The sequence below is a fragment of the Acinetobacter sp. FL genome, assembly GCF_040744925.1.
In the GTDB taxonomy this organism is placed as follows: Bacteria; Pseudomonadota; Gammaproteobacteria; order Pseudomonadales; family Moraxellaceae; genus Acinetobacter; species Acinetobacter radioresistens.
The window spans coordinates 2,534,477-2,558,869 of the sequence record NZ_CP160437.1 but is presented as its reverse complement, the minus strand read 5'-3'; the positions used below and the strand labels follow the sequence as shown (position 1 = coordinate 2,558,869).

Annotated in this window: 23 protein-coding genes and 6 tRNA genes; 17 read left to right on the top strand and 12 right to left on the bottom strand. The window is 42.1% G+C overall.

The window, feature by feature from the left end; genetic code table 11:
* Positions 1-8: 8 nt before the first annotated feature.
* A complete protein-coding gene (locus tag ABZP31_RS11995; protein ID WP_005027621.1) occupies positions 9-473 on the top strand; it encodes a hypothetical protein in 465 nt (154 codons plus the stop codon).
* A 60-nt stretch (positions 474-533) separates the two neighbouring features.
* Here the strand turns inward: ABZP31_RS11995 and dapE are convergent, their stop codons facing one another.
* The 3 genes from dapE to ABZP31_RS11980 form a co-directional block, all read right to left on the bottom strand.
* Entirely contained in the window at positions 534-1,670 is a 1,137-nt protein-coding gene (gene dapE, locus ABZP31_RS11990) for a succinyl-diaminopimelate desuccinylase (RefSeq protein WP_005027619.1), read from the bottom strand.
* Between the two features lie 143 nt (positions 1,671-1,813).
* The gene (locus ABZP31_RS11985; protein WP_005018775.1) at positions 1,814-1,954 is read right to left on the bottom strand and encodes an entericidin A/B family lipoprotein; all 141 of its coding nucleotides are present in this window, start codon (positions 1,952-1,954) and stop codon (positions 1,814-1,816) included.
* 137 nt (positions 1,955-2,091) lie between these two features.
* Positions 2,092-2,961, bottom strand: coding sequence for a DUF1853 family protein (locus ABZP31_RS11980; protein ID WP_005027617.1), 870 nt, complete (start codon positions 2,959-2,961; stop codon positions 2,092-2,094).
* A gap of 105 nt (positions 2,962-3,066) precedes the next feature.
* On the opposite strand from ABZP31_RS11980, the gene ABZP31_RS11975 reads away from it, so the two are divergent.
* The 9 genes from ABZP31_RS11975 to ABZP31_RS11935 all read left to right on the top strand — a co-directional run bounded on the left by ABZP31_RS11975 (position 3,067) and on the right by ABZP31_RS11935 (position 5,445).
* Complete coding sequence (locus tag ABZP31_RS11975; protein WP_005404349.1) at positions 3,067-3,474, top strand: YbaN family protein; 408 nt, start codon at positions 3,067-3,069, stop codon at positions 3,472-3,474.
* A gap of 3 nt (positions 3,475-3,477) precedes the next feature.
* Positions 3,478-3,987, top strand: coding sequence for a cell wall-recycling L,D-carboxypeptidase ElsL (elsL, locus tag ABZP31_RS11970; RefSeq protein ID WP_005404350.1), 510 nt, complete (start codon positions 3,478-3,480; stop codon positions 3,985-3,987).
* A 228-nt stretch (positions 3,988-4,215) separates the two neighbouring features.
* Positions 4,216-4,291: transfer RNA gene (locus tag ABZP31_RS11965), tRNA-Val, on the top strand.
* A 24-nt stretch (positions 4,292-4,315) separates the two neighbouring features.
* A tRNA-Asp gene (locus ABZP31_RS11960) sits at positions 4,316-4,392 on the top strand.
* 45 nt (positions 4,393-4,437) lie between these two features.
* A tRNA-Asp gene (locus ABZP31_RS11955) sits at positions 4,438-4,514 on the top strand.
* Positions 4,515-4,533: 19 nt separating this feature from the next.
* Positions 4,534-4,609: transfer RNA gene (locus ABZP31_RS11950), tRNA-Val, on the top strand.
* 43 nt (positions 4,610-4,652) lie between these two features.
* Positions 4,653-4,729, top strand: a tRNA-Asp gene (locus ABZP31_RS11945).
* Positions 4,730-4,831: 102 nt separating this feature from the next.
* A tRNA-Val gene (locus tag ABZP31_RS11940) sits at positions 4,832-4,907 on the top strand.
* A gap of 76 nt (positions 4,908-4,983) precedes the next feature.
* On the top strand, positions 4,984-5,445 hold the full coding sequence (locus ABZP31_RS11935) for a DUF2750 domain-containing protein (protein WP_005404351.1): 462 nt from the start codon (positions 4,984-4,986) through the stop codon (positions 5,443-5,445).
* Positions 5,446-5,503: 58 nt separating this feature from the next.
* Here the strand turns inward: ABZP31_RS11935 and ABZP31_RS11930 are convergent, their stop codons facing one another.
* Together ABZP31_RS11930 and ABZP31_RS11925 are read right to left on the bottom strand one after the other, a co-directional pair.
* On the bottom strand, positions 5,504-6,679 hold the full coding sequence (locus ABZP31_RS11930; RefSeq protein ID WP_367156813.1) for an acetyl-CoA C-acyltransferase: 1,176 nt from the start codon (positions 6,677-6,679) through the stop codon (positions 5,504-5,506).
* Between the two features lie 110 nt (positions 6,680-6,789).
* A complete protein-coding gene (locus ABZP31_RS11925) occupies positions 6,790-7,314 on the bottom strand; it encodes a type IV pilin protein (RefSeq protein ID WP_101235255.1) in 525 nt (174 codons plus the stop codon).
* Positions 7,315-7,696: 382 nt separating this feature from the next.
* On the opposite strand from ABZP31_RS11925, the gene omp38 reads away from it, so the two are divergent.
* The gene (omp38, locus tag ABZP31_RS11920; protein WP_005018785.1) at positions 7,697-8,743 is read left to right on the top strand and encodes an outer membrane protein Omp38; all 1,047 of its coding nucleotides are present in this window, start codon (positions 7,697-7,699) and stop codon (positions 8,741-8,743) included.
* Between the two features lie 401 nt (positions 8,744-9,144).
* Here omp38 and ABZP31_RS11915 read toward each other — a convergent pair whose 3' ends face one another.
* From ABZP31_RS11915 to ABZP31_RS11905, 3 genes are read right to left on the bottom strand one after another with little or no spacing between them, the layout of a single operon-like run.
* Positions 9,145-10,608, bottom strand: coding sequence for an amino acid permease (locus ABZP31_RS11915; protein ID WP_005018786.1), 1,464 nt, complete (start codon positions 10,606-10,608; stop codon positions 9,145-9,147).
* A gap of 18 nt (positions 10,609-10,626) precedes the next feature.
* On the bottom strand, positions 10,627-11,643 hold the full coding sequence (locus ABZP31_RS11910) for a class I SAM-dependent methyltransferase (RefSeq protein ID WP_034670713.1): 1,017 nt from the start codon (positions 11,641-11,643) through the stop codon (positions 10,627-10,629).
* Between the two features lie 59 nt (positions 11,644-11,702).
* The gene (locus tag ABZP31_RS11905; protein ID WP_005027602.1) at positions 11,703-13,073 is read right to left on the bottom strand and encodes a uracil-xanthine permease family protein; all 1,371 of its coding nucleotides are present in this window, start codon (positions 13,071-13,073) and stop codon (positions 11,703-11,705) included.
* Between the two features lie 174 nt (positions 13,074-13,247).
* Here ABZP31_RS11905 and typA point away from each other — a divergent pair, with 174 nt between their 5' ends.
* Both typA and mscL read left to right on the top strand, forming a co-directional pair.
* The gene (gene typA / locus ABZP31_RS11900) at positions 13,248-15,083 is read left to right on the top strand and encodes a translational GTPase TypA (protein WP_005018791.1); all 1,836 of its coding nucleotides are present in this window, start codon (positions 13,248-13,250) and stop codon (positions 15,081-15,083) included.
* A 175-nt stretch (positions 15,084-15,258) separates the two neighbouring features.
* Positions 15,259-15,705, top strand: a complete 447-nt coding sequence (gene mscL / locus ABZP31_RS11895) for a large conductance mechanosensitive channel protein MscL (RefSeq protein WP_005027600.1) — start codon at positions 15,259-15,261, stop codon at positions 15,703-15,705.
* A gap of 94 nt (positions 15,706-15,799) precedes the next feature.
* Here mscL and ABZP31_RS11890 read toward each other — a convergent pair whose 3' ends face one another.
* Together ABZP31_RS11890 and mutM are read right to left on the bottom strand one after the other, a co-directional pair.
* On the bottom strand, positions 15,800-16,084 hold the full coding sequence (locus ABZP31_RS11890; RefSeq protein ID WP_005018793.1) for a peptidylprolyl isomerase: 285 nt from the start codon (positions 16,082-16,084) through the stop codon (positions 15,800-15,802).
* 26 nt (positions 16,085-16,110) lie between these two features.
* Entirely contained in the window at positions 16,111-16,929 is an 819-nt protein-coding gene (gene mutM, locus ABZP31_RS11885) for a bifunctional DNA-formamidopyrimidine glycosylase/DNA-(apurinic or apyrimidinic site) lyase (protein ID WP_367156812.1), read from the bottom strand.
* Between the two features lie 87 nt (positions 16,930-17,016).
* On the opposite strand from mutM, the gene ABZP31_RS11880 reads away from it, so the two are divergent.
* Together ABZP31_RS11880 and ABZP31_RS11875 are read left to right on the top strand one after the other, a co-directional pair.
* On the top strand, positions 17,017-17,583 hold the full coding sequence (locus ABZP31_RS11880) for a DNA-3-methyladenine glycosylase (RefSeq protein WP_005018795.1): 567 nt from the start codon (positions 17,017-17,019) through the stop codon (positions 17,581-17,583).
* Positions 17,584-17,750: 167 nt separating this feature from the next.
* Positions 17,751-18,872, top strand: a complete 1,122-nt coding sequence (locus ABZP31_RS11875; RefSeq protein WP_119879526.1) for an NADH:flavin oxidoreductase/NADH oxidase — start codon at positions 17,751-17,753, stop codon at positions 18,870-18,872.
* Between the two features lie 44 nt (positions 18,873-18,916).
* Here ABZP31_RS11875 and ABZP31_RS11870 read toward each other — a convergent pair whose 3' ends face one another.
* Both ABZP31_RS11870 and ABZP31_RS11865 read right to left on the bottom strand, forming a co-directional pair.
* Positions 18,917-19,705 carry a tetratricopeptide repeat protein gene (locus ABZP31_RS11870; RefSeq protein WP_106438857.1) on the bottom strand — a complete coding sequence of 263 codons (789 nt, stop codon included), beginning with the start codon at positions 19,703-19,705 and terminating at the stop codon, positions 18,917-18,919.
* A gap of 426 nt (positions 19,706-20,131) precedes the next feature.
* A complete protein-coding gene (locus ABZP31_RS11865; protein ID WP_017401156.1) occupies positions 20,132-20,851 on the bottom strand; it encodes a folate-binding protein YgfZ in 720 nt (239 codons plus the stop codon).
* 260 nt (positions 20,852-21,111) lie between these two features.
* Here ABZP31_RS11865 and acnD point away from each other — a divergent pair, with 260 nt between their 5' ends.
* Positions 21,112-23,718, top strand: a complete 2,607-nt coding sequence (gene acnD, locus ABZP31_RS11860) for a Fe/S-dependent 2-methylisocitrate dehydratase AcnD (RefSeq protein WP_262446937.1) — start codon at positions 21,112-21,114, stop codon at positions 23,716-23,718.
* A gap of 76 nt (positions 23,719-23,794) precedes the next feature.
* On the top strand, positions 23,795-24,331 hold the full coding sequence (locus ABZP31_RS11855; protein WP_119879524.1) for a hypothetical protein: 537 nt from the start codon (positions 23,795-23,797) through the stop codon (positions 24,329-24,331).
* Positions 24,332-24,393: the final 62 nt, after the last annotated feature.

Sequence of the window (24,393 nt, the reverse complement as noted above, 5' to 3'; positions counted from 1 at the left end):
GAAAAAAGATGAGTCAAACCAAAGCGAATTCAACTCTGGCAAAGATTGATCAACAAGAGTTACAGCACCTGATTACAGTATCGACCGGTTTTATCGATGCTTATATTATTCAATGCTATGCTCAGGTACCGATGTTGCTACCCCAGAATATTGTATTGTCTGCTCTTGATAGTTCGATTAACGTCGATCATATTGATTGGCATGATTTTAAGCTTCCGGTCTATAAGGTAAATAGCCCTACGGCTAAAACAGCAGTTGCACTGGTAATAGAAGGAGAGCAGGTAGATCAGCGCTTTGCCTTGATCTGTGATGAAATGCCTCAGACTATCAGACTGCGGATTTCAGAGGTGGTCGATGAAGAACAGCCTTTTGATGATTCAAATATTTATCAGTATGTACGTATGGGAGACCAGATTTTTCAGGTTCCCAACCTGAACGAGATTCAAAACCAGTTAAGTCATAAGACATTCTAAAAATTCATTTGAAACAAAAGAGGAACCGACAGGGTTCCTTTTTTGTTTATCTTATATTCATCAGCTCAGGAGCTGTATCAGGATTTTTTCATAAATCTCTGCTAGCGGTTCCAGATCGTCTACATTTACGTGTTCATCAATTTGGTGGATACTGGCATTCAATACCCCAAGCTCCAGTACCTGTGCACCAGTTGGAGCAATAAAACGTCCATCTGAAGTACCACCGCTGGTTGAAAGCTTGGCTTCTACACCATTAACCTCATGTATCGCTTGTACAGCAGCGTTTACGAGCTCCCCCACGGGTGTCAGGAAAGGTAAGCCAGATAAGGTCCACTTAATATCAAAATCAACCTGATGATACTGTAAAATAGCAATTACTCGTGCTTTAAGCTCATCTGCGGTCACTTCAGTAGAATAACGAAAATTAAATGTAACTGTCATTGTGCCAGGCACTACATTGGTTGCACCGGTACCAGCTTGGATATTGGAAATCTGGAAAGAGGTTGCTGGAAAATACTCATTCCCGCTGTCCCATACGGTCTCACATAGCTCTGCAAGCGCTGCAGAAGCTGTATGAATCGGGTTAATCGCCAGATGTGGATATGCTACATGTCCCTGTTTACCCTTAACAGTTAAAACACCATTTAGAGAGCCCCTACGACCATTCTTAATGATATCACCCAGCTGATGAGTACTAGACGGCTCGCCCACCAGACACCAGGTCATTTTTTCATTACGGGACTCAAGTGTTTCTACTACCTTTACGGTCCCATTTATTGAAGGACCTTCTTCATCAGAAGTAATTAAAAAAGCAATTGAGCCTTTATGATCAGGATACTTGGCAACAAAACGTTCTGAAGCGATTACCATCGCTGCCAGAGCTGTTTTCATATCGGCACTACCACGACCATATAGCTTACCATCACGTATTTCAGGAATAAACGGATCAGAATTCCAGGCATCCAGGCTTCCAGTGGGCACCACATCAGTGTGTCCTGCAAAACAGAAAACTGGGTCTTTAGTACCACGACGGGCCCATAAATTATCTACGTCTTCAAAGCGCATGTTTTCTATATGAAAACCGACCTTTGATAAACGTTCAGCCATAATATTCTGGCAGTTATGGTCTACAGGAGTAACTGAGGGCTGGCGCAAAAGTTGCAGGCTAAGGTCGAGAGTGTCTGATGATGAAGTCATACCGGAGATCAATGTCTTTAAAACTTGCCGATATAATAGGGGAATATGTAATTGAAAGGGAGTTTAATTAGAACAAACCTAGTCTGTATAAAATTAGGAAACCCTATCCGTAGATAAGGTTTTTTGAAAAACTGATAGCAAAATTAAAGTTTTTGTTTAGTATCTTCTGCAGTATTGGATACAGCACTTCCTGCACTAGAAACATCCTCGCCCAAGCCTTTTACTGTGTTACAACCAGTCAGTACAATTGCCAAAAACATTGAAGCAGCTAAAATTTTTTTCATCATCATCTCCAAGTTAGATTTATTTTGATGTTCACTCAGGCTAAAAAATATGCTTAATAAATAACATTATGTTTTGATAGTAGAAACGTTATGAAATGTTTCAGAAAAAGATAAATCACTTATTTATATTGCATTTTTTAAACATTATTAGAGGTTTTGAGTAAGGGAGGTAGACGGTACATAAAGAACTGCGGAGATGCATGATCAGAATAATATAAACCTTGAGTCCACCATAAAGCCCTGTCCGAACTTTGCACCTGATCCGGACATAACCACTCCTGTCGCTGTAGACGATAGTAGTCTTGCTGGGGAATATAATCAGCCCATCCTCCAAATCTACGAGATAAATTAATCCAGGTTGAAAAGGGCTCAGAAGAGTCAGGCCAGTTTTTTAAGGGGAAGTAAAGTTGTCCCTTGAGAATAGCGTAGCGCTCTTGAATGAGATGTCCTGATACCTCTTCAAACTGGAACTGTTTCTGCGTAAAGTGATTTAGTTTGCGTAATAAGGTATCACTACGGTTAAGACCAAACCACGATGCCAAAGAAGGTTCTCTTTCAGCCAGATAATATTTTAAAGCCACTTCCCAATGTTCTGTTTTTCCCGTTTCGGTATTTAGAATTAAAAAATCCAGCTCACCAATTGTTTTTGGTCCATCAATAATCTGGATGCTATGTCCAAGTAAACGATATGGATGATATGCATGATCAAGTAGCCAGAACCAGATCAGCATTTCAAAACGTAGTCCTAGGCGCGTACTTTTAAGCTGTCGAAGGAAGTGCTCAAGTGGTTCAGGTTGCTGGTCAAGCTGTTTTAAACGGGGCAAATAGGCTTGGAAATATTTTTGCCAGATATGGTCACTATGCAAATTAAAATGATGCTTAATTATGAGTTCTTGTGGCAGGCTTTTAAGAATATTCGGACTGGCTAGACTAAAAGCCAGCTGACGTATGGCAGGATGCTTAAATTGTAACCATGGTTCAAAATAAGCCTGCTGATCACCAAACATATACATAGTCCGCCCATAAATATCATAAGAAAACGCGCAGAATAAAAATATAGTGCGCATATAAAACACTTTATACTAGCGCAATTGCGGGATTAGGAAAGAGATATGAGAACATTGTTTTGGCGAAGTCTGGTACTGATTTTTATTGTACTTGGACTGATAGGGGCAATTTTACCCGGCATGCCAACGACAGTGTTTTTAATACTTGCTGCATGGGCTGCGTCTAAAGGCTGGCCACAAATGGATAACTGGTTACTGAATCATCCAAAATATGGGCCAACGCTCAGGGCTTGGAGAGCTAATGGCACTGTTCCGCGTAAAGCGAAATGGTTGGCCAGTATCATGATGTTAATAAGCGGTATTATTATGCTATTTACTAATGCACCACTGCTTGTCAAAATCTTTACAGATGGCATCATGCTGGTTGTGGCCATCTGGTTATGGATGCGTCCTGAGCCTCAAGATCGACCTTTACAGTCCATCGAAAAAAAAGTACCGGGAGAAATTGAGTAAAAAATGTCTAGCTATACCTTGGATCAGGCAGATCTGTTAATTGATCTGGCACAGCAGAAGCTTCATCTTCCTAAACTAAAAAAGTGTTATGCCATTTCTTCTGGTAAAAATGGAGTAGGTGAGCAGGAAAATACAGGCCAGACTCCACGAGGTTGGCATCGTATAGAAAAAAAAATTGGGGCGGAACATCCTAAAAATTCAGTGTTTATTGCACGTCAGTTTACTGATGAGATTTATAGTCCTGAACTGGCTGCTCAGTTCCCACAAAGAGACTGGATTCTAACACGCATACTCTGGTTACATGGGCTTGAGCCTGGTTTTAATCAGGGAGAAGGGCGGGATACCTTCCAGCGCTATATTTATATTCATGGTACACCAGATACTGAGCCGATGGGTATTCCGATGTCACATGGCTGTATTCGTATGCGTAATGAAGAAATCATTGAGCTTTTTGATTTAGTGCCCGAGCAGGCTTTAGTTTTTCTCTCAGAAACACCGCTTGAATTAATTTAAACAATACATAAGTCACATTATATTTATCAGATATAAGTAAAAATAGACTGTATAAACACCTCTAATTTTTTAGAGAAATGTTTAAATAAAATACAAAAAACATTGTTTTTCCTTTAATTTACCTATTTTTTAATCATTCGAAAGTATTTTTATGAAAACAGATAGAAAAGCGTTTGACACCAGATGAGGATTCTCTATAATGCACCTCACAAACGATGAAGACCTAAAGGGCGCTTAGCTCAGTTGGTAGAGCGTCTGCCTTACAAGCAGAATGTCGGCGGTTCGATCCCGTCAGCGCCCACCAAGCCTTTATGTTGTGATCTTTCGTGCAGCGGTAGTTCAGTTGGTTAGAATACCGGCCTGTCACGCCGGGGGTCGCGGGTTCGAGCCCCGTCCGCTGCGCCACTTAAGATTTCAGAGTTTGTACCACAATAGCGACATTGTGCAAATGCAGCGGTAGTTCAGTTGGTTAGAATACCGGCCTGTCACGCCGGGGGTCGCGGGTTCGAGCCCCGTCCGCTGCGCCATTTATGCAAATCCTATTGAGGGCGCTTAGCTCAGTTGGTAGAGCGTCTGCCTTACAAGCAGAATGTCGGCGGTTCGATCCCGTCAGCGCCCACCATAACTTAGTGACTTTTACATTATTTTAAATAATGTAATGTGATGCAGCGGTAGTTCAGTTGGTTAGAATACCGGCCTGTCACGCCGGGGGTCGCGGGTTCGAGCCCCGTCCGCTGCGCCATTTCATAAAATTTGGTATCCTAATTTCCTGAGATTAAGATATTAATCAGTGTATAAGCATAACTGCTTATGCTACTATCTCTAATAGCTATGCTATTTCTCAGGGCGCTTAGCTCAGTTGGTAGAGCGTCTGCCTTACAAGCAGAATGTCGGCGGTTCGATCCCGTCAGCGCCCACCATATATCCTATTCAGTTGCAAAACATTATTTGTTCCCCTAAGATTATCTAAAAATATTCTTAATATAACTAATAATTATGAAAAACCCTTATCAGCGTAAAACTGTATCAAAAAATCAGCAAAAACCTTATTCGGTGCTCGAGAACTATCAGCAATTTATTCAAAATATTATCGCGCAACGTATGATTATTGCGCTTTATCATGAAGGATGGGCACTCTGCGCAACGCCTTCAGGTCAGCAGGCATTTCCCGCCTGGCAAAGTAGAAGTCTGGCAAGATTGTTAATAAAAGATCAGTGGGAAAACTATAAGATTCATGAAATTACATTAAAAGATTTGATTGGAAAAGTTCTGCCTTATCTGAGGGTAAATGACACACATCTGTCTTTAGATCTGACACCAGAGGGACAAAATATTCTGGTTCGACCAGAAAAATTTTTACTTGATCTTAAAAACTATTTATATCAGCTGTATTTACAGCAACCCGAAGTATTTAGAGAAATGCAATTACCTGCTCCTCGAAGTATTCGTCTTCATTAAAAGTTTATTTTTCTAAATAAAAAATCCTGCAATAGCGGGATTTTTTATTTGATTATTTTTAAAGAATTTCAATTGCCACAGCTGTAGCCTCACCGCCACCAATACATAACGCAGCTATGCCTTTATGTCCACCTGTACGTTTCAGGGCATGAATAAGTGTCAGAATAATACGTGAGCCGGTAGAACCTACAGGATGACCAAGAGCACATGCACCGCCATGAATATTTACTTTTTCTGGATCAAGGCCAAACTCATCGATTGGGTACATGGTAACCATTGCGAATGCCTCATTAATTTCCCATAAATCGACATCAGCCGCGGTCCAGCCTGCCTTGTCTAGAACTTTTTTTACTGCACCTACCGGCGCAATGGTAAATTCAGAAGGGTGCTGGGAGTTTGAAGCGCTCGCAATAATCTTTGCTAAAGGTTGTAAACCACGTTGCTTAGCAGTTTCATCCGAGCAGAGAACAAGCGCAGATGCTCCGTCCGAAATTGAGCTGGCATTGGCTGCTGTAATTGTTCCATCTTTTGCAAAAGCCGGACGCAAAGACGGGATTTTATCAATATTGGCATTAAATGGCTGCTCATCCTGATCTACTACTGCCTCACCTTTACGGCTAGAAATAGTTACAGGGACGATTTCATCTTTAAAATAACCTTCAGTAATCGCAGTTTGAGCACGTTTTAAAGAGCGGATGGCAAAATCATCCATTTGTTCACGTGTATAACCGCGCTCATTGGCCATATCCTGAGCAAAAGATCCCATCAGGCGTCCAGTTTCTGCATCTTCCAGGCCGTCAAGAAACATGTGGTCTTTGATTTCGCCATGACCCATGCGAAAACCTTCACGGGCTTTTGGCAGAAGGTAAGGCGCATTCGTCATGGACTCCATACCGCCTGCAACTACAATGTCTGCTGAACCGGCTTTGATCATATCTGCGGCCTGCATTACAGCTTTCATCCCTGACCCACAGAGTTTATTAATAGTAACAGCGCCTGTACTATCTGGAATGCCAGCTAAACGCATTGCCTGGCGAGCAGGGCCCTGTTTTAAACCTGCTGGAAGCACGCAGCCCATAATGACTTCTTCAACGTCGTGTGCCTGCAGCCCAGCACGGGAAACTGCTTCTTTAATTACTGCTGCACCCAATTCTGGTGCAGTCTTTGTAGCGAGTGAACCTTGGAAACCACCCATCGCAGTACGCGCACCGTTAAGAATCACGATGTTTACCATTGTTCTAATCTCCACTATTTCATTATAAAAATAACTGATCTTGAGCAGTATATTTAGAAAAAATTAATGAATAAAGAATAAACACTAGTGAACATTAGACTGAACAGTTCTTAGCAAGTACTTGCTAACGATTCTACTCGTAAGTGGCCCATAGGACTAAGTACTAAACGTTTATTTAGGCTGGCAGATGAGCTGGCACAATAGAAAAAACTACCATTCGAACCACGCGGTAGCCCGGTATCTGCTTTAAAAAACAAACGCGGTTTATTAAGAGCCCCTCGCCAATCTAGTCGACCATACTCAAGATCAAGCATTACTGTAGACAGTATTTTTTCATTAGAATTAAGCTCCTTATCATTATTGGTATCTACAAAGATGAGTAAACCTTTATTCCATTGCTCATCTTCACACTGCTCTAGGTTCTGGCTTGAACAGATAACTATCTGATTACGATAAGTTAATGCATAATTTTTAGCTTGAATAATCTGCATGTTTAATAAGTGTGGAAGTGATTTGGCTTCCTGCTGTGCTCGGTACTCTTGGTAAGCAGGAATAGCAAAAGAAGCTAAAATTGCCACAATCGCTATACAAACTACGAGTTCCAGTAAAGAAACTCCATTGTTATTTTTCTTCATGGTTAAAAAATTACCTGTTTATTATAGTTTTTTGTTTTTTTAACAGTAAATTAGTGTGTAGTTATTGCATTCAAAACCAGAACAAATGATCATTAGCTTAGCTTTTGAATACTGTTAAAATAAACAGAAGCGAAAAAGATAAGCTATTCATTAGAATAAATTGAGTGAAAATTTACCGAATTACAACGGAAATTGTAAGTAATTTTGTCAATAATTTACTTGATTAAAATTATCAAGCACTTGGAAAAAAAACAAAGTGTTTGTATGATTCAAAGTGAGTAGCTTAAAAATAATACTGGGGTATATATAAGCTTATCTCAGGAGCCAAAAAGTTAATTTTAGGCTGAGCTTGAACAACAATGTTATCTCTGGAGGATAATCCATGAAATTGAGTCGTATTGCACTTGCTATGCTTGTTGCTGCTCCTCTTGCTGCTGCAAATGCTGGCGTAACTATTACCCCATTAATGCTTGGTTACACAATGTTTGATACCCAGCACAACAATGGCGGTAACGATGGCGACCTGACTGATAGCGTAGAACTTGATGATGACCTGTTTGTTGGTGCAGCACTTGGTGTTGAACTTACTCCATGGTTAGGTTTTGAAGCTGAATATAGCCAGATCAAAGGTGATACCAGCGTTGCAGGCAATGAATATAAAGGCGAAAATATCGCTGGTAACTTCTATGTTACTTCTGACCTGTTCACTAAAAACTATGACAGTAAAATCAAGCCTTATGCATTGTTAGGTGCTGGTCACTATAAATATGAGTTTGACACTGATGCTGGTCGTGCTGGTCGTGGCTTAGATGAAGAAGGTACTCTAGGTAACGCAGGTCTTGGTGCATTCTGGCGTATTAATGATGCCCTGTCTCTACGTACAGAAGCACGTGGTACTTACCATTTTGACGAGCAGTTCTGGAACTATACAGCTTTAGCTGGTCTGAACGTTGTTTTAGGTGGTCACCTGAAACCTGCTGCTCCTGTGGTAGAAGTTGTTCCTGTTGAGCCAACACCAATTGTTGAGCCACAACCACAAGAACTGACTGAAGATCTGAATATGGAACTTCGTGTGTTCTTTGATACTAACAAATCAAATATCAAAGATCAGTACAAGCCAGAAATCGCTAAAGTTGCTGAGAAGTTAGTAGAATATCCAAATGCTACTGCTCGCATCGATGGTCACACTGATAACACTGGTCCACGTGCTCTGAACGAACGTCTGTCACTGGCTCGTGCTAACTCTGTGAAATCTTCACTGGTGAACGAGTACAATATTGATCCATCTCGCTTGACTGCTCAAGGTTTTGCCTGGGATCAACCAATTGCTGACAACAGCACTAAAGAAGGTCGTGCTATGAACCGTCGTGTATTCGCGACAATTACTGGTAGCCGTACTGTTGTTGCTCAACCAGGTCAAGCTCAATAATCTGAGTTTAACTAAAAAAAGCAGTTCTTCGGAACTGCTTTTTTTTATACTAATTTTATTCTAATAAGCCATCTTTCAGTATCTATCTTTACTTTTAATTACTCACTGTTTATCTCTGGTCAGTTCAAAATTTTTACCTTAATTTTTATTCTTAACTTATAGGCTACTTATTTATCTGAATTTTTTAAGAAGAGCAGGCGCGATATAGTAGAATAATTTTTATTTCCTAATTTAGAAGGCAATAATTGCTTTTCATAGTTACATCTTATGTCATATGAAAATAACCAAGAGCGCTACAAGTATAAAGAAATATAGAAATAAAAATACCCAGCACAATCATATATAGAGTGAGCTGGGTATATTCATATTTAGAAAGAGGGTTAAGTTCTTGAAGGTAGGGACTAGTCAAGGTTTCCCGGTTTAACATCCATTTCTTTGTAAGAAACTAACTTGGTTTTATGTTTAAGCTTATAACCAAACCAGATGACTAAAAACAAGGGAATACTGATATAGGTTGATAGCAGTCCAATCCAATCAATTTTTCCTCCTGTCACAGCTTCATAATTTTGCCCAAGAATAATAATGGAACATAAAATAAATGCGAACCATGGAGCGAAAGGAAAGAATTTTGCTCGATAAGCCAGGTCTTCAAGCTTGTAGCCTTGCGCGATATAACCTTTACGGAAACGATAATGTGAGATCGCAATACCCAACCAGACAATGAAACCGCACATGCCCGACATATTCAGTAACCAGTTAAAGACTTCCTGCTCACCGACAAATGTCGTCAAGAAGCACAGCGCGGCAATCGCAGTGGTGGCGTATAATGCGTTCATTGGAACGCCACGTAAATCCAGCTTAGAAAATATTTTTGGCGCCCGGCCTTCACGTGCCATATCAAATAACATACGAGTGGACGAATACATACCCGAGTTACCCGCCGATAGAATGGCAGTCAAAATTACAGCATTCATCAGGCTGGCAGCAAAGGCAAAGCCGGCCTGTTCATAAAGTAAAGTAAAGGGTGAAAGTGCTATATCTTCACTGGCAGCTGCTTGTAGCAATCTTGGATCATCATAGCTCACTAACGTGCCAATGATAAAAATACATACGATATAAAACAGCAGGATACGCCAGAAAATCTGTTTAATAGCAAGCGGAATAGTGCGTTTTGGATCTTTGGATTCCCCTGCAGCTACTCCGACCATCTCAGTGCCCTGAAATGAAAAACCAGCAATCATGGCTACACCGATCATTGCCTGTAAGCCACCAACGAATGGTGCTTCGCCTTTGGTCCAGTTGCTAAAAGTAATCATTCCCGGCGTTAACATGATTTTTATAATCATGGCGATACCAATAATGATAAAGGCAATAATGGCTACTACTTTGACCATGGAAAACCAGAATTCGCTTTCTCCAAATCCTTTAACGGTCAGTGCATTGATGCCGAAAATGATGGCCAGAAAGATTGCACTCCAGTAAAAACCAGGAATATCTGGAAACCAGAATTTCATAATGAACTGAACTGCCACCAGTTCAAATGCGACAGTAATAGCCCAGTTGTACCAGTAGTTCCAGCCCAAGGCAAAACCAAACCCATCTTCTACATATTTGCTGCCATAGGTAAAAAAAGCACCAGAGGTTGGATTATGGGTGGCCAGTTCACCAAGGCTGGTCATCAGAAAATAGATCATGATACCGATTAGGCCATAAGCCAGCAGCGCACCACCAGGACCGGCATTGGCAATAGTTGATCCTGACGCAAGGAACAGTCCTGTGCCAATAGAACCACCGATCGCAATCATATTTAAGTGGCGAGCTCCCAGCTTGCGCTTGAGTTTCGCGGGCTGATTTATTTCGCTCATCGAGATTCCTTTATTACATTAACGCGCACAGGCATACAAAACTTTAAAGCCTTGTTGATCAGCCTTAAGAGTGCATTGACCAAAACGCTGTTCAATCAAATGGGGATAATTTAAAAAACGGTTTGCAACAATCCATAGCTCGCCACCATTCTTTAAATGCTGAGGCGCAGTCTTACAGAGTTCTTCGCTGGCCTCATAATGGGTATGAATACCCTGATGAAAAGGCGGATTACTGACAATTGCATCAAGCTCAAAAGGTGCATCTGCAATACTGCTCACAGGTTGCAGACGCAATTGGGATGCTGGAACCTGATTACGCTGAAAAGTAAGTTCTGTTGAACGTAAAGCAAAAGCATCGACATCAAGAGCATATACAGTATTTGCCGGATTGGATTTTGCCAAATAGCAGGCAATAACACCAGCCCCGCATCCAAAGTCGGCAAGTGTACCTGATTTTACTTGGTCCAGATAAGGAATTAATACAGCGGTGCCAACGTCCAGATGACTCTGGCTAAAAACGCCCGGAAGGGCACAAATCTCGATTTGCTGGTCTTTTAACTGGACAGTATAGGTTTTTAACCAGCTCTCTAGTGGTTTTTGCTGTTCTATATGTTCCAGTTTTAATTGCCAGAACTGGCAATGACGTGCACTGTCGAGCTTGACCGGATGCCCAAAAGTATGTAACTGCTTGGCTGCACGTTCAACACCTCCTTTTTTCTCTCCGACCAAAAACACAGACTGACCGATTTCTAAATGGCTGACAATATTATGCAGTACATAGTTAAGCAATTCCTTGGACTTGGGAACAAATATGACCACCTGATTAAACTGTTGTTGCGGAAAATCTACACCAAAATGGGCGTTAAAACCTGCTGCCTGAAATCCCTGATAATCACTAAAATTCCAGGTCCAGATAGAAGCATCTATCCGCGGTCCCAACTGGTTTAATAGCTGATCATTGGGTGCATGAATAAAAAGCACCTGCCCAGAGAGCTGGTCAATCTGCCGCAGCACAACTTCACTTCTTGGATCCATGGCATTTCTCATCAAAAACAATGCCCAGACTGGGCTGGGCAATATCACTATAACAAGTATTATTTCTTGGTTTCAGGTAATACGATATTAAGAATTAATGCTGCAATACCACCTGTCGCTACACCAGAACTAAAAATATTTTTAAATAATTCAGGCAAATGTTCCAGAATTTGAGGCACCTGCGCCACACCTAAGCCCAGTGCCAGAGAAATTGCAATAATCAGCAGGGCACGACGGTCAAGCTGAATACCTGACAGGATATTTACCCCGGATGCAGCAACTGCACCGAACATCACCATCACTGCACCACCGAGTACCGCTTGTGGTACTGCTTGAATAATCCCGGCAACGGCAGGGAACAGACCCAGGATAATCAGCATAATTGCAATCCACAAACCTACATAACGGCTAGCCACACCAGTCAGCTGAATGACACCATTATTTTGTGCAAAGACTGAACTCGGGAAAGTATTAAATAAACCTGCCAGCAAAGAGTTGGCACCATTTACCAGAACGCCACCCTTAATACGTTGCATCCAGCTATCGCCATCTACTGGCTGATTTGACAGTTTACTGGTTGCAGTAATATCACCAATTGCTTCTAATGAAGTGACCAGATAGATGAAAGCCATCGGAATAAATAAACTCCATGAGAAGCTTAAGCCAAAGTGCATTGGTGTCGGTATCTGGATTAAAGGTGCCTCTTCAAGCGTAGAGAAGTCTAAATAACCCATAAATCCGGCCAGAATATAACCGGCAACTAAAGCAATTAAAATGGCAGAGCTTTTGATCCAGACTGCTCGCATACGGTTTAGCAAAATAATAATTGCCAGGACAGTACAAGACATAATCAGGTTATCGGCACTGGCAAAAGTTTTACTTTCCATTGCCTGATAACCACCGCCCATAGAGATCAGACCTTCTTTAATTAAGGTTAACCCGATGAGCAGTACAACAATACCAGTTACTAAAGGCGTAATCAGTTTTTTTACCCAAGGTAAAATACGGGATACCCCCATTTCAATGAATGAGCCTGCAATCACTACACCGAAAATAGCAGCCATAACCGCTTCTACCGGCGTGCCTGACGCTACCATGGCTGAGCCAATCCCAATGATAGGGCCAATAAAATTAAAACTGGTGCCCTGTACAATCAATAGTCCAGCACCAAATGGTCCGACCTTCTTACACTGCAAGAATGTCGCGATACCTGAAATGACCAGAGACATTGATAAAATCATGTTGGTATCTTCACGAGACACCCCCAGCGCCAGACAGATCAGCAGGCCTGGAGTAACAATAGGTACAATGATGGCCAGCAAATGCTGTAATGCAGCCAGAAATGCAATTAATGGACGAGGCCGGTCATTAAGGCCGTAGACTAGATCTAGACGCTCATTTTGATCAGATGAAGTGTTTAAGTCAGACATGAGACAAACAGGGGAGTGGCAAGGTGGCGCTATTCTAATCGAGTTGTTACACTTTAAAAACCTTAAAGTACACCGCTTGTCAAAATATATTGTAGTTGTCAATCAACTGTCACTACTAATGCGTAGCATTTTTTTGTATAATTTGCCCTCAAAATTGTAGGCGTATCGAATTTCATGTCAGATATCAAAACTCTCCGCAACATCGCAATTATTGCGCACGTTGACCACGGGAAAACCACTCTTGTCGATAAACTTCTTCAACAATCAGGTGCACTCGGTGATCGTGCCGGCGAGATTGAGCGTGTCATGGACTCGAATGCGCTTGAATCAGAGCGTGGTATTACCATTCTCGCTAAAAATACAGCGATTACATGGTTAGATAAGCGTACTGATACCACTTACCGTATCAACATCGTAGATACTCCGGGACACGCAGACTTTGGTGGTGAAGTTGAACGTGTTATGTCGATGGTAGACTGTGTACTTCTTCTGGTTGACTCTCAAGAAGGCCCAATGCCACAAACCCGTTTTGTAACACAAAAAGCATTTGCACGTGGTTTGAAACCAATCGTCATTATTAACAAAGTAGACAAGCCAAGTGCCCGTCCAGACTGGGTTATCGATCAGGTATTTGACTTGTTCGACAACTTGGGTGCAACTGATGAACAGTTAGACTTCCCGATTGTATATGCTTCAGGCTTACGCGGTGTTGCTGGTCCTTCACCAGAAGAACTGGCTGAAGACATGACACCGCTGTTTGAAACTATTGTTGACATCGTTGAGCCACCAGCAGTTGATGTTGATGGCCCATTCCAAATGCAGATTTCATCACTTGACTATAACAGTTTTGTTGGTGTAATCGGTGTTGGCCGTATTCAGCGCGGTTCAGTTAAAACCAATACACCAGTAACTGTGATTGATAAAGAAGGCAAGACCCGTAATGGTCGTATTCTGAAAATCATGGGTTACCATGGCCTCGAGCGTATCGATGTTGATTCTGCAAATGCAGGTGACATTGTATGTATTACCGGTATTGATGCACTAAACATCTCTGACACTATTTGTGATCCGAAAAATGTTGAAGCATTACCGCCACTGTCTGTAGATGAACCAACCGTATCTATGACTTTCCAGGTAAATAACTCACCATTTGCTGGCCGTGAAGGCAAGTTCGTGACTTCACGTAATATCCGTGAACGTCTGGACCGCGAATTGATCCATAACGTTGCTTTACGTGTTGAAGATACAGACAGCCCGGACCGTTTCAAAGTTTCAGGTCGTGGCGAACTTCATCTGTCTGTACTGATTGAAAACATGCGTCGTGAAGGCTTCGAGATGGGTGTATCCCGTCCTCAAGTGATCATGAAAGAAGTTGACGGTCAAATGCAGGAACCGTATGAAAATGTGACCTTTGATGTTGAAGAACAGCATCAGGGTTCAATCATGGAACAGATGGGTAACCGTAAGGGCGAGCTGACCAATATGGAAGTTGACGGTAAAGGCCGTATCCGTATTGAGGCAACTGTACCTTCACGTGGTCTGATCGGCTTCCGTTCTGAATTCCTGACCATCACTTCTGGTACAGGTATCATGACTTCTAGCTTCTCGCACTATGGCCCAGCCAAAGCAGGTGCTGTAGCTAAACGTCAAAACGGTGTGCTGATCTCTATGGTAAATGGTACCTGCCTGGCATTTGCTTTGTTCTCGCTGCAAGACCGTGGCCGTCTTTTTGCTGAACCACAGCTTGAAGTTTATGAAGGTATGATTGTTGGTATGAACTCACGTTCAGACGACATGGTGGTCAACCCGACTAAAGCAAAACAGTTAACTAACATGCGCGCATCTGGTACAGATGAAGCATTAACACTGACTCCAGCTATTAAATTTACGCTGGAACAGGCGCTTGAATTTATTGAAGATGATGAACTGGTTGAAGTTACACCTAAATCAATCCGTATTCGTAAAAAATTCCTGACAGAAAACGAACGTAAACGTGCTTCACGCAGTTAATTCTCGTTTAAGTTGAAAAAACCGCCAGTAATCTGGCGGTTTTTTTATATAAATAACAAAAAGAAATTGGAATCTTTAAAGAAATCGCTAAATTATCCTAAAGGTTAATGCCCTTTAAATAGGATTAAGAATGTGAAAAAGATTAGGGCATGGGTAAATTGAGTCTGGAGATAAAATGAGTATTATTCAAGAATTTAAAGAATTTGCTATTAAAGGCAATATGATTGATCTTGCAATTGGTGTCATTATTGGTGGGGCGTTTAATAAAATTATTGACTCTCTGGTTAAAGATATTTTTATGCCCCTGATTTCTTTTATTCTAGGTGGAGAAGTTGATTACTCTAACTGGTTTCTGGTGCTAGGCGATAATCCAAATAATGTTAGTAATCTTGCAGCGGCTAAGGAAGCAGGTCTGAATGTCTTTGCCTATGGCAATTTTCTTACCATCTTAATTAATTTTCTGTTACTGGCTTGGGTTGTCTTTTTAATGGTTAAAATGATTAACCGTTTACGCCGTAAACACGAGGAAGCGCCACCTAAAGAAGAGGCAGCACCTACACCAGAAGATATCCAGTTACTGCGCGAAATCCGTGATGAGCTTAAAAATCGCTCGGCACCTTAAAATATAAATGGAAAAACGGCACAACAAATGCCGTTTTTTATTTTGACCGAACGCATCACTTTAAGTCTTAAAAAAATAAAGCTGAATAAAACCGCTAGAAATTCATACGGAACTTGATTTCCAGCAAGTGGAAGCCAAACTGGCTTTTTACCGGACCATGGATTACACGTTCAGCACCACTAAAAACCAGTTTATCGATTACCGGCACCAGTTGACCTTTTTTGACTTCACCCAATTCACCTCCGCGTCTAGCTGAGTTACAGGTCGAGTATTGCTGTGCAAGTTTATTAAAGTCTGCACCACTCTGGAGCTTCTTTTTCAACTGTTCAGCCAGTGTTTTTTCTTTAACCAGAATATGACGGACGATTGCTGTTTTCATATAGTTTCTCCTGCAACTGAACCGGTTTATTTTACTGTTCGTAGCGGCTGGCATTCAGGGCAAAAAACACTTGCACGCTGTCCTAAACGGATATTCTGCAAAGGAGTTTCACAATTAATGCACATTTCACCTCCACGGCCATATGCCAGCAGAGTCTGTTGAAAATAGCCATTTTCTCCTGCGGCATTACTGTAATCACGCAAGGTCGAACCCCCTAGTTCAATTGCAAATTTTAAAATCCTTTTAATTTCAATCACCAACTGATCAATTTGTTCATAGCTTAAGCTTGAAGCAGGTTGAGCTGGATGGATTCTGGTATTGAAGAGACTCTCGGTTGCATAAATATTGCCGACACCGACCACTACATGATTATCCATGAGTGCAACTTTTATGCCGACCTGCTTGTTTTTGAGTTTATTTACCAGGTATTCAGTATTAAATGTCTCAGATAGTGGCTCTGGTCCTAACGGATCAATTAATTTATGTTGTGTTTCATGGTTCAGCCATAAAATACAGCCAAAACGACGCGGATCATGATAACGCAGCTGTATATTTTGGAAACTAATAATCAAATGATCATGTTTACGTAATTCGGTCGCAGCCTCACACAAGCGAAACGAACCTGACATGCCTAAGTGCCATAACATGGTATCGTGTTCAAACTGCGCAAGAATATATTTAGAGCGGCGATTTAGCCTGATGAGCTTCTGGCCTTGCAGCTTTTGAATATCTTGAGGAATGGCCCAGCGAAGCCGCGGCTCACGGACCTCAACAGACATAACTTTTTGCTGTAATAAGGGTTCAAGGCTCTTTTTGGTGGTTTCAACTTCGGGTAATTCAGGCATTGATCGAGTCATTCTTATGCAATAGCAATAATATCGGGTTGCATGAATAATTTACAAGCTGGTATTGATATGAAAAGGAGGAAAAACATGGCAGAGATTCTACCTTTAACCTGGTTTCAGCGCGATACTTCAGACGTTGCGCATGATCTGGTTGGGTGTAGGTTATGTGTGCGCCAAGATAGTGGAGAAATCAGGCGCTGTATCATTACAGAAACAGAAGCTTATCTGGGCTGTCAGGATAAAGCCTGTCATACCTATAATAACCGTAAAACACCACGTACCGAAGTTATGTACCAAGCAGGTGGAACTATTTATGTATATCTGATCTATGGCATGTATGAAATGCTTAATATTATTACCCAGACTGAAGGTGTGCCAGAAGGTGTGATGTTGCGGGCCGGCTATTTTGAGGATGCCGAGACACGGCAGGAATTCAAGTTAATGGCTGGTCCAGGGAAACTGACCCGGCATATGGGAATTAATCGTACTTTTAAAGGACAGAAAGTCGGACTGGAAAGTGGGCTATGGATAGAACAGAAAACTCAGCAGCCTGAAATTGTACAGACACCGCGTATTGGGATCGACTATGCTGAAGAGGCCAAAGACTGGCTGGAGCGTTACTGCTGGAAAGCACATCCGAGTTTGAGCCGTTAAGGTTTGGTTCATATTAACTCCTGTACAGAGTATGTTGTATTAAAGGCTGTCTTACTCATGATTTTGTATGGTTTTTTTAGGCTGGACTATAAAAATAAAGCTGGTTCAGTGTAGGCTAGTGAGCGTCTAGGCACTCTGCCCACTTAATAATAAAACCGGAGAAATATATGGCCAAGCTGTTTGAGAAAATTAATTTTGGTAGCCTTGAACTTGCCAATCGCATTATTATTGCACCTATGTGCCAATATTCAGCCACTGATCAGGGTGAGGTGACTTACTGGCATGAACAGCAGTGGGCCAATTATGCTCTGTCTGGTGCCGGTTTATGCATTGTAGAGGCAACGGCGGTACAGGCTGAAGGTCGAATCAGCTATGCTGATCTGGGCTTATGGAATGATCAGCAACGCGATCAGATGTGGGCTTTGCTTAGTAAAGTCCGCCAGATATCTCCCATGCCTTTTGCGATTCAGTTAGCTCATGCCGGGCGTAAAGCATCAACTGATAAGCCATGGCTAGGCAAAGGCCAGATTGCACCAGATCATGAACATGGCTGGAATACGGTGGCACCCAGTGAATTAAGTTTTGCCGCAGCTGACCTGAAACCACATGCCTTAACACTTGATCAGATTCATCAGGTACAGGCAGATTTTGCGGCAGCTGCGCGTCGTGCAGTCGAAGCAGGTTTTGACCTGATTGAACTCCATGCAGCCCATGGATATCTGTTGCATCAGTTTTTATCGCCCTTATCCAATCAGCGTACAGATGAATATGGCGGCTCACTTGAAAACCGTATGCGGATGGTACTGGAAGTATTTCAGGCGATCCGTGATGCAGTACCAGCAGGCTTCCCGGTCGGGGTGCGTCTTTCGGCTACTGACTGGATGGATGAGCAGGGAGGCTGGAATGTAGAATGTAGTGCCGGCCTATCAAAAGCCCTACAGATGCTGGGAGCGGTTTACATCCATGTTTCATCAGGCGGACTGCATGAAATGCAGCGTATTGAAGTCGGGCCAAATTATCAGGTGCCTTTCGCAGAGAAAATTAAACAGGGTGTAAGCATTCCTGTTATCGCAGTCGGACTGATTACCGAGCCTGAACAGGCCGAAGAAATCCTCCAAAAAGGTCAGGCAGATGCAATTGGTTTAGCCCGTGCTATGCTATATGACCCACGCTGGCCTTGGCATGCAGCTGCAAAACTTGGTGAAAATATTTCGATCGCACCGCAGTATCTACGGAGTCAACCGCATGGTTTAAAAGAGTTGTTCCATCCTTTTAAAGCAGAAAAATAAATTATAAAAAACCCCGTCATCTGGCGGGGTTTTTTATTCAATCTTTAGCTTTTCTTGGCTTTATTCTGATCAGTCATCATTTTATTAACGGTATCCAGTGATTCTTTAGCGCGTGGAACATTCTGCTGGGCCAGTGCACTAAAAATTTTCTGTGCCTCAGGCAGATTTTGCTGCACAATAGTTCCATTGGCAAGCATATTACCCACTGCCATCAAGGCTGGTATATAACCTTTTTTGGCCAGATTCTGAATACTTTGGAGCCCCTGATTAACCTTGGCTTCCTGCTTGTTCTTGATGCCTGTACTAATGTCATAAAGTGCCTTGGTATGAATTGCCGGCATACTATTTTTCTTGATAAGCGGATCAAGTCGCTTTAATGCCTGTTGGTCAGATGCTGGCTTATTTTCTGAAAATAGCGCCACTGCAAGCTGGACAGTTGCATCATCAAAGCTCGCATTTGAGGCCTTTTCCAGATACTCTCTGGCTTTCTTCTCATCTTTAGGCAGGCCCAGTCCACCAGTCACGTAGTTATTGGCAAGTACATAATCGGCCACTACATAGCCTTTCTCTGAGGCCTGCTGGTAGTATTTTAAGGCCTGCTGCTCATTTTTAGTTACGCCTCTTCCCACCTGGGTCAGGTAACCCAGATTATACAACGCCTGCGGATTACCTTCTTGAGCCAGCTTTTGCAACTGTTGATAAGCACTGGTGTAATCATTCGCTTTAATTAGCTGTTCAATTTGTTCAAAAGCCGGATTTTTATCACTACTTGGTGTAGCCATGCTAAACGTGCTGGTGACTGCAATCAGGCTGGCGAGCAGAATTTTTTTCACTTTTTTCCTCTTCTTTCTGCAAATAATTCCATTTATGTGGAATAACTGTGATTCATTCAACATAAATCATAAGCTGAATTATATGAATGTAAATATGGGACACCAAAAATCTTGCAAGATTAATCAGGCTACAGCTATGACTATGCCGGTCTTTCCTTAAATTCTGATTAAAAAATAAAAGAATGTATTAGGTGATAATTTTTGATGAAAGCTCTAAAACTATTGAAATAGTTTTTATATCTTAACCTGCTTTATAGATAAAAATATTTATAGTAATTTGATTTTTCTATTAGAAATTAGGTTAAACCTGGTTTCTTCGAGAGCAATAGAGTTCAAAGAATGAGTTTTAAAAAATATAGACTGATTGATAAAAAACCTCCAGATTTACTGGAGGTCATATTTACTACTCATATTTCAAACACGGTTTTATTTTGGCCGTGCCACATCGCCTCTAAGCGTTTCTGGCAATTCCAATAAGGTTAGTCCAAGCGTATCAAGTGCTACCGGTTTAGCAACTACTAATGCCTTATAGCCATCTTCAACAGCGATACTATTAACCACTTCTACATCATCATGCAGTAGAGTCGCCGGAGCAGGGGCAGTACCTGAGCCTTGTACTAAATGTAGCCAGTGCTTCGGTTTTGCCTTGAACCATAGCCGAGCGACGATTTCCTGACCCAGATAACACCCCTTGTCATAATGCACACCACCACGCTGATGCAGGCGTAGTTCCTGAGGCTGGAATTCATGCTCAGTCAAGCTGGTGATCCAGGCTTGGCCCTGTTCAATTGCCTGCAATTGCCAGGCATTTAAATCCGTATCTTCACTACTAAATCTGGTGAGAGCATTATCCATGCTTGGAGAAACGGCACCACTCTCTTCAAATGCCATTTTAGAGAATGCACCATATTTGCGGATATGCTTGGCAAATTCTTCAGACTGGTCCTGAGTCACCACAATACTGAAATTTTCAGCATCTTGCCGACTTAACCATAAGCCAAAATGAATACGGCCTTTTAAGTCACAAATAGCAGTATAACGGTAGTTACTGTCCAGTCGCTCTACATCTGCCGTGACTTGGCCCTGCAAGAATTTTTGTGCATCGACACCTTTTAAGCTAAAACAGAGAAAAGCCAAACTAGTCATGTTATCAGTCTCAATCTTGCAATTTAATACTAAAGAATGAGTTGTATTTTCCCTGATTTTTAATAAAAAAGCAGCTTTTTGCTAGAAAAGCCCATTTAAAGGTAACCAAATATTTCAAAAACCGGTATTTTTATATATAGGTATTTGAAATATATAAGATTTGGGAAATGGGTTTTGAACAGCGTACAATGCCAATGCACGGAAAGTGAAATCAACACAAAAAGATGAAATAAAGCAAAAAGATGCAGAGGCAAGTACGTATGAATAACCAATACCGCAAAACGTTGCCAGATACCCAGCTTGAATACTTTGATGTGCGTCAGGCCGTCGAAGATATTCAGCCAGGCGCTTATGACCAGCTTCCCTATACTTCCAAAGTACTTGCTGAACAATTGGTGCGCCGCTGTGAACCAGAAATATTAACCGAATCTTTACAGCAACTGATTGAGCGCCGCCAGACTCGTGACTTTCCATGGTATCCGGCACGTGTGGTTTGTCATGACATTTTAGGCCAGACTGCCTTGGTTGATCTGGCAGGCCTGCGTGATGCAATTGCTGAACAGGGCGGTGATCCGGCCAAAGTTAATCCGGTGGTACCGACCCAGCTGATTGTTGATCATTCGCTGGCTGTAGAATATGGCGGTTTTGACCCGGATGCTTTTGAAAAAAATCGCGCTATTGAAGACCGCCGTAATGAAGACCGGTTTCATTTTATTAACTGGACTAAAACTGCATTTAAAAACGTTGATGTCATTCCTGCCGGAAACGGCATTATGCACCAGATTAATCTTGAAAAAATGTCACCAGTGGTTCAGGTCAGAGATGGTGTTGCATTTCCAGATACCTGCGTCGGAACAGATTCGCATACCCCCCATACCGATGCGCTGGGCGTAATTTCGATTGGGGTGGGTGGCTTGGAAGCTGAAAACGTGATGCTTGGCCGTGCCTCATGGATGCGTCTGCCGGATATCATTGGTGTAGAACTGGTTGGACAGCGTCAGCCTGGCATTACTGCGACTGATATTGTGCTGGCTTTAACTGAATTTCTGCGTAAGGAACGTGTAGTAGGTGCCTATCTGGAGTTTTTTGGAGAAGGTGCTGATAGCATGTCAGTCGGTGACCGTGCCACGATTTCCAATATGACGCCGGAATATGGCGCCACTGCAGCAATGTTCTATATTGACCAGAATACTATCGACTATCTGCGCCTCACAGGTCGTGAACCGGAGCAGGTACAACTGGTTGAGCAGTATGCCAGACAGATCGGGCTCTGGGCCGAGCAGATGAAAGAAGCAGTTTATCCAAAAGTATTACGTTTTGATCTGTCTCAGGTAACCCGTAACATCGCCGGGCCGTCTAATCCGCATGCGCGGGTTTCTACCAGTGACTTAAAAGCAAAAGGAATTGCCGGGGTAGTTGAACAGCGTGATGACGGTTTAATGCCGGATGGGGCGGTTATTATTGCTGCCATTACTTCATGCACCAACACGTCGAACCCGCGAAATACAGTAGCTGCCGGTTTGCTGGCACGTAAAGCCAATGAATTGGGTCTAACCCGTAAGCCTTGGGTGAAATCTTCATTTGCCCCCGGCTCAAAGGCGGCAGCATTATATCTTGAAGAAGCAGGGGTGCTTGAAGATCTGGAAAAACTCGGTTTTGGTATCGTAGCTTATGCCTGTACCACCTGTAACGGTATGTCAGGCGCGTTAGATCCAGCAATCCAGCAGGAAATTATTGACCGTGACCTGTATGCCACAGCTGTACTTTCTGGTAACCGTAATTTCGATGGCCGGATTCACCCTTATGCTAAACAGGCATTTCTGGCTTCACCGCCATTAGTCATTGCCTATGCAATTGCTGGGACTATCCGCTTTGATATTGAAAATGATGTGCTGGGTCATGATCAGGCAGGAAACCTGATTTATCTGAAAGATGTCTGGCCTTCTGATGAGGAAATTGATGAACTGGTGGCACGTAGTGTAAAACCGGAGCAGTTTCAGCAGGTTTATATTCCTATGTTCAATCTGGACCGATCCGAGCAGGCAATAAGTCCACTATATGATTGGCGGCCCCAAAGTACCTATATTCGCCGCCCACCATATTGGGAAGGGGCGTTGGCTGCACCGCGTACCCTTGCAAATATGCGTCCTTTAGCAATCCTTGGTGATAACATCACTACCGATCATTTATCTCCATCAAATGCGATTGTGCGTGATTCGGCAGCGGGTGAATACCTGGCAAAAATGGGTGTACCTGAGGAAGACTTTAACTCTTACGCGACGCATCGTGGCGATCACCTGACTGCACAACGTGCAACCTTGGCGAATCCGAAACTGTATAACGAAATGGTGGTGCGTTCTGACGGTACTATCAAGCAGGGTTCAAAAGCGCGTGTGGAGCCTGAAGGCGAAGTGATGCGTATGTGGGAAGCGATTGAAACCTACATGAACCGCAAGCAGCCACTCATCATTATTGCCGGTAAGGATTATGGTCAGGGTTCAAGCCGTGACTGGGCTGCCAAAGGTGTGCGTCTGGCGGGAGTTGAAGCAATTGTGGCTGAAGGTTTTGAGCGTATTCACCGGACCAACTTGGTGGGTATGGGCGTGTTACCACTTGAGTTTAAACCGGGTACAGACCGTAAGACTTTAAAATTAGATGGTACTGAGCTGTATAGCGTGATTGGTAATATTGCACCTCGCTCGACGCTGACTTTGGTGATTGAACGTGCCACTGAAGATGGTAAGGAACAGACGATTGAAGTGCCTGTAACCTGTCGTCTGGATACGGAAGAAGAAGTATCTGTGTATGAAGCGGGTGGTGTATTGCAACGCTTTGCACAGGATTTTTTAGAAGGTTCAATTGCTTAAAATCTTAAGTTAAAAGCTATTGTAATTGTTTAAAAAAGACCCTACTGTTGAGTGGGGTTTTTATAGATAGATGAAAATGAAAATACTTAAAGATGATTTAAATTTTTTAAAAGAGCTTGCTAACGATTTTTTTCAACAAACAGAGATAGTGAATAAACTTAACCAATTTATAGAAAATCGAATAAAAGGATGGGAGATTTGGCTTCAAGTTGAGTTTGCATTATTTTTATTTAATCATCCTAATGTTTCTGAAATAGAAAGAGAAAAAAGATATGAGTTAGATAAAAGAATGTCAAAGGATAAAAATATTTGTTCAATAGATTTTCTAATTCGCCAAAAATTTAAGCAAAGTGCAATACCATTAGAAATAAAACAGCATGAAAATGCCTCTAATTGCATTCGCTATATGCTTAAAGATATTGAAAAATATGAAAAAGTTAAAGGTTCTGGCACAACTACAGGACGCTCACTTTGGTGTTTAGGCGTACATCCTACTGTTGAAGAAGACTACTTAAAAAGACTGATTGATGATAATAAATTTAGAGAAATTCATCCAGATTATGTGTTTTCTAAAAATATTGAAGGGACGAGCTTTAGTTTTACTTTAATCTAGTCTCAAATCATTTGGTTGGTTTTTTAATAATCTACCGTTAAAGTATTAGAGATGAAGTCTCT

Bases quoted from the DNA above. Each gene is read 5' to 3' on its own strand.
- ABZP31_RS11995 (WP_005027621.1), top strand. From the start codon at position 9: ATGAGTCAAACCAAAGCGAATTCAACTCTGGCAAAGATTGATCAACAA.
- dapE (WP_005027619.1), bottom strand. From the start codon at position 1,670: ATGACTTCATCATCAGACACTCTCGACCTTAGCCTGCAACTTTTGCGC.
- ABZP31_RS11985 (WP_005018775.1), bottom strand. From the start codon at position 1,954: ATGAAAAAAATTTTAGCTGCTTCAATGTTTTTGGCAATTGTACTGACT.
- ABZP31_RS11980 (WP_005027617.1), bottom strand. From the start codon at position 2,961: ATGTTTGGTGATCAGCAGGCTTATTTTGAACCATGGTTACAATTTAAG.
- ABZP31_RS11975 (WP_005404349.1), top strand. From the start codon at position 3,067: ATGAGAACATTGTTTTGGCGAAGTCTGGTACTGATTTTTATTGTACTT.
- elsL (WP_005404350.1), top strand. From the start codon at position 3,478: ATGTCTAGCTATACCTTGGATCAGGCAGATCTGTTAATTGATCTGGCA.
- ABZP31_RS11935 (WP_005404351.1), top strand. From the start codon at position 4,984: ATGAAAAACCCTTATCAGCGTAAAACTGTATCAAAAAATCAGCAAAAA.
- ABZP31_RS11930 (WP_367156813.1), bottom strand. From the start codon at position 6,679: ATGGTAAACATCGTGATTCTTAACGGTGCGCGTACTGCGATGGGTGGT.
- ABZP31_RS11925 (WP_101235255.1), bottom strand. From the start codon at position 7,314: ATGAAGAAAAATAACAATGGAGTTTCTTTACTGGAACTCGTAGTTTGT.
- omp38 (WP_005018785.1), top strand. From the start codon at position 7,697: ATGAAATTGAGTCGTATTGCACTTGCTATGCTTGTTGCTGCTCCTCTT.
- ABZP31_RS11915 (WP_005018786.1), bottom strand. From the start codon at position 10,608: ATGAGCGAAATAAATCAGCCCGCGAAACTCAAGCGCAAGCTGGGAGCT.
- ABZP31_RS11910 (WP_034670713.1), bottom strand. From the start codon at position 11,643: ATGGATCCAAGAAGTGAAGTTGTGCTGCGGCAGATTGACCAGCTCTCT.
- ABZP31_RS11905 (WP_005027602.1), bottom strand. From the start codon at position 13,073: ATGTCTGACTTAAACACTTCATCTGATCAAAATGAGCGTCTAGATCTA.
- typA (WP_005018791.1), top strand. From the start codon at position 13,248: ATGTCAGATATCAAAACTCTCCGCAACATCGCAATTATTGCGCACGTT.
- mscL (WP_005027600.1), top strand. From the start codon at position 15,259: ATGAGTATTATTCAAGAATTTAAAGAATTTGCTATTAAAGGCAATATG.
- ABZP31_RS11890 (WP_005018793.1), bottom strand. From the start codon at position 16,084: ATGAAAACAGCAATCGTCCGTCATATTCTGGTTAAAGAAAAAACACTG.
- mutM (WP_367156812.1), bottom strand. From the start codon at position 16,929: ATGCCTGAATTACCCGAAGTTGAAACCACCAAAAAGAGCCTTGAACCC.
- ABZP31_RS11880 (WP_005018795.1), top strand. From the start codon at position 17,017: ATGGCAGAGATTCTACCTTTAACCTGGTTTCAGCGCGATACTTCAGAC.
- ABZP31_RS11875 (WP_119879526.1), top strand. From the start codon at position 17,751: ATGGCCAAGCTGTTTGAGAAAATTAATTTTGGTAGCCTTGAACTTGCC.
- ABZP31_RS11865 (WP_017401156.1), bottom strand. From the start codon at position 20,851: ATGACTAGTTTGGCTTTTCTCTGTTTTAGCTTAAAAGGTGTCGATGCA.
- acnD (WP_262446937.1), top strand. From the start codon at position 21,112: ATGAATAACCAATACCGCAAAACGTTGCCAGATACCCAGCTTGAATAC.
- ABZP31_RS11855 (WP_119879524.1), top strand. From the start codon at position 23,795: ATGAAAATACTTAAAGATGATTTAAATTTTTTAAAAGAGCTTGCTAAC.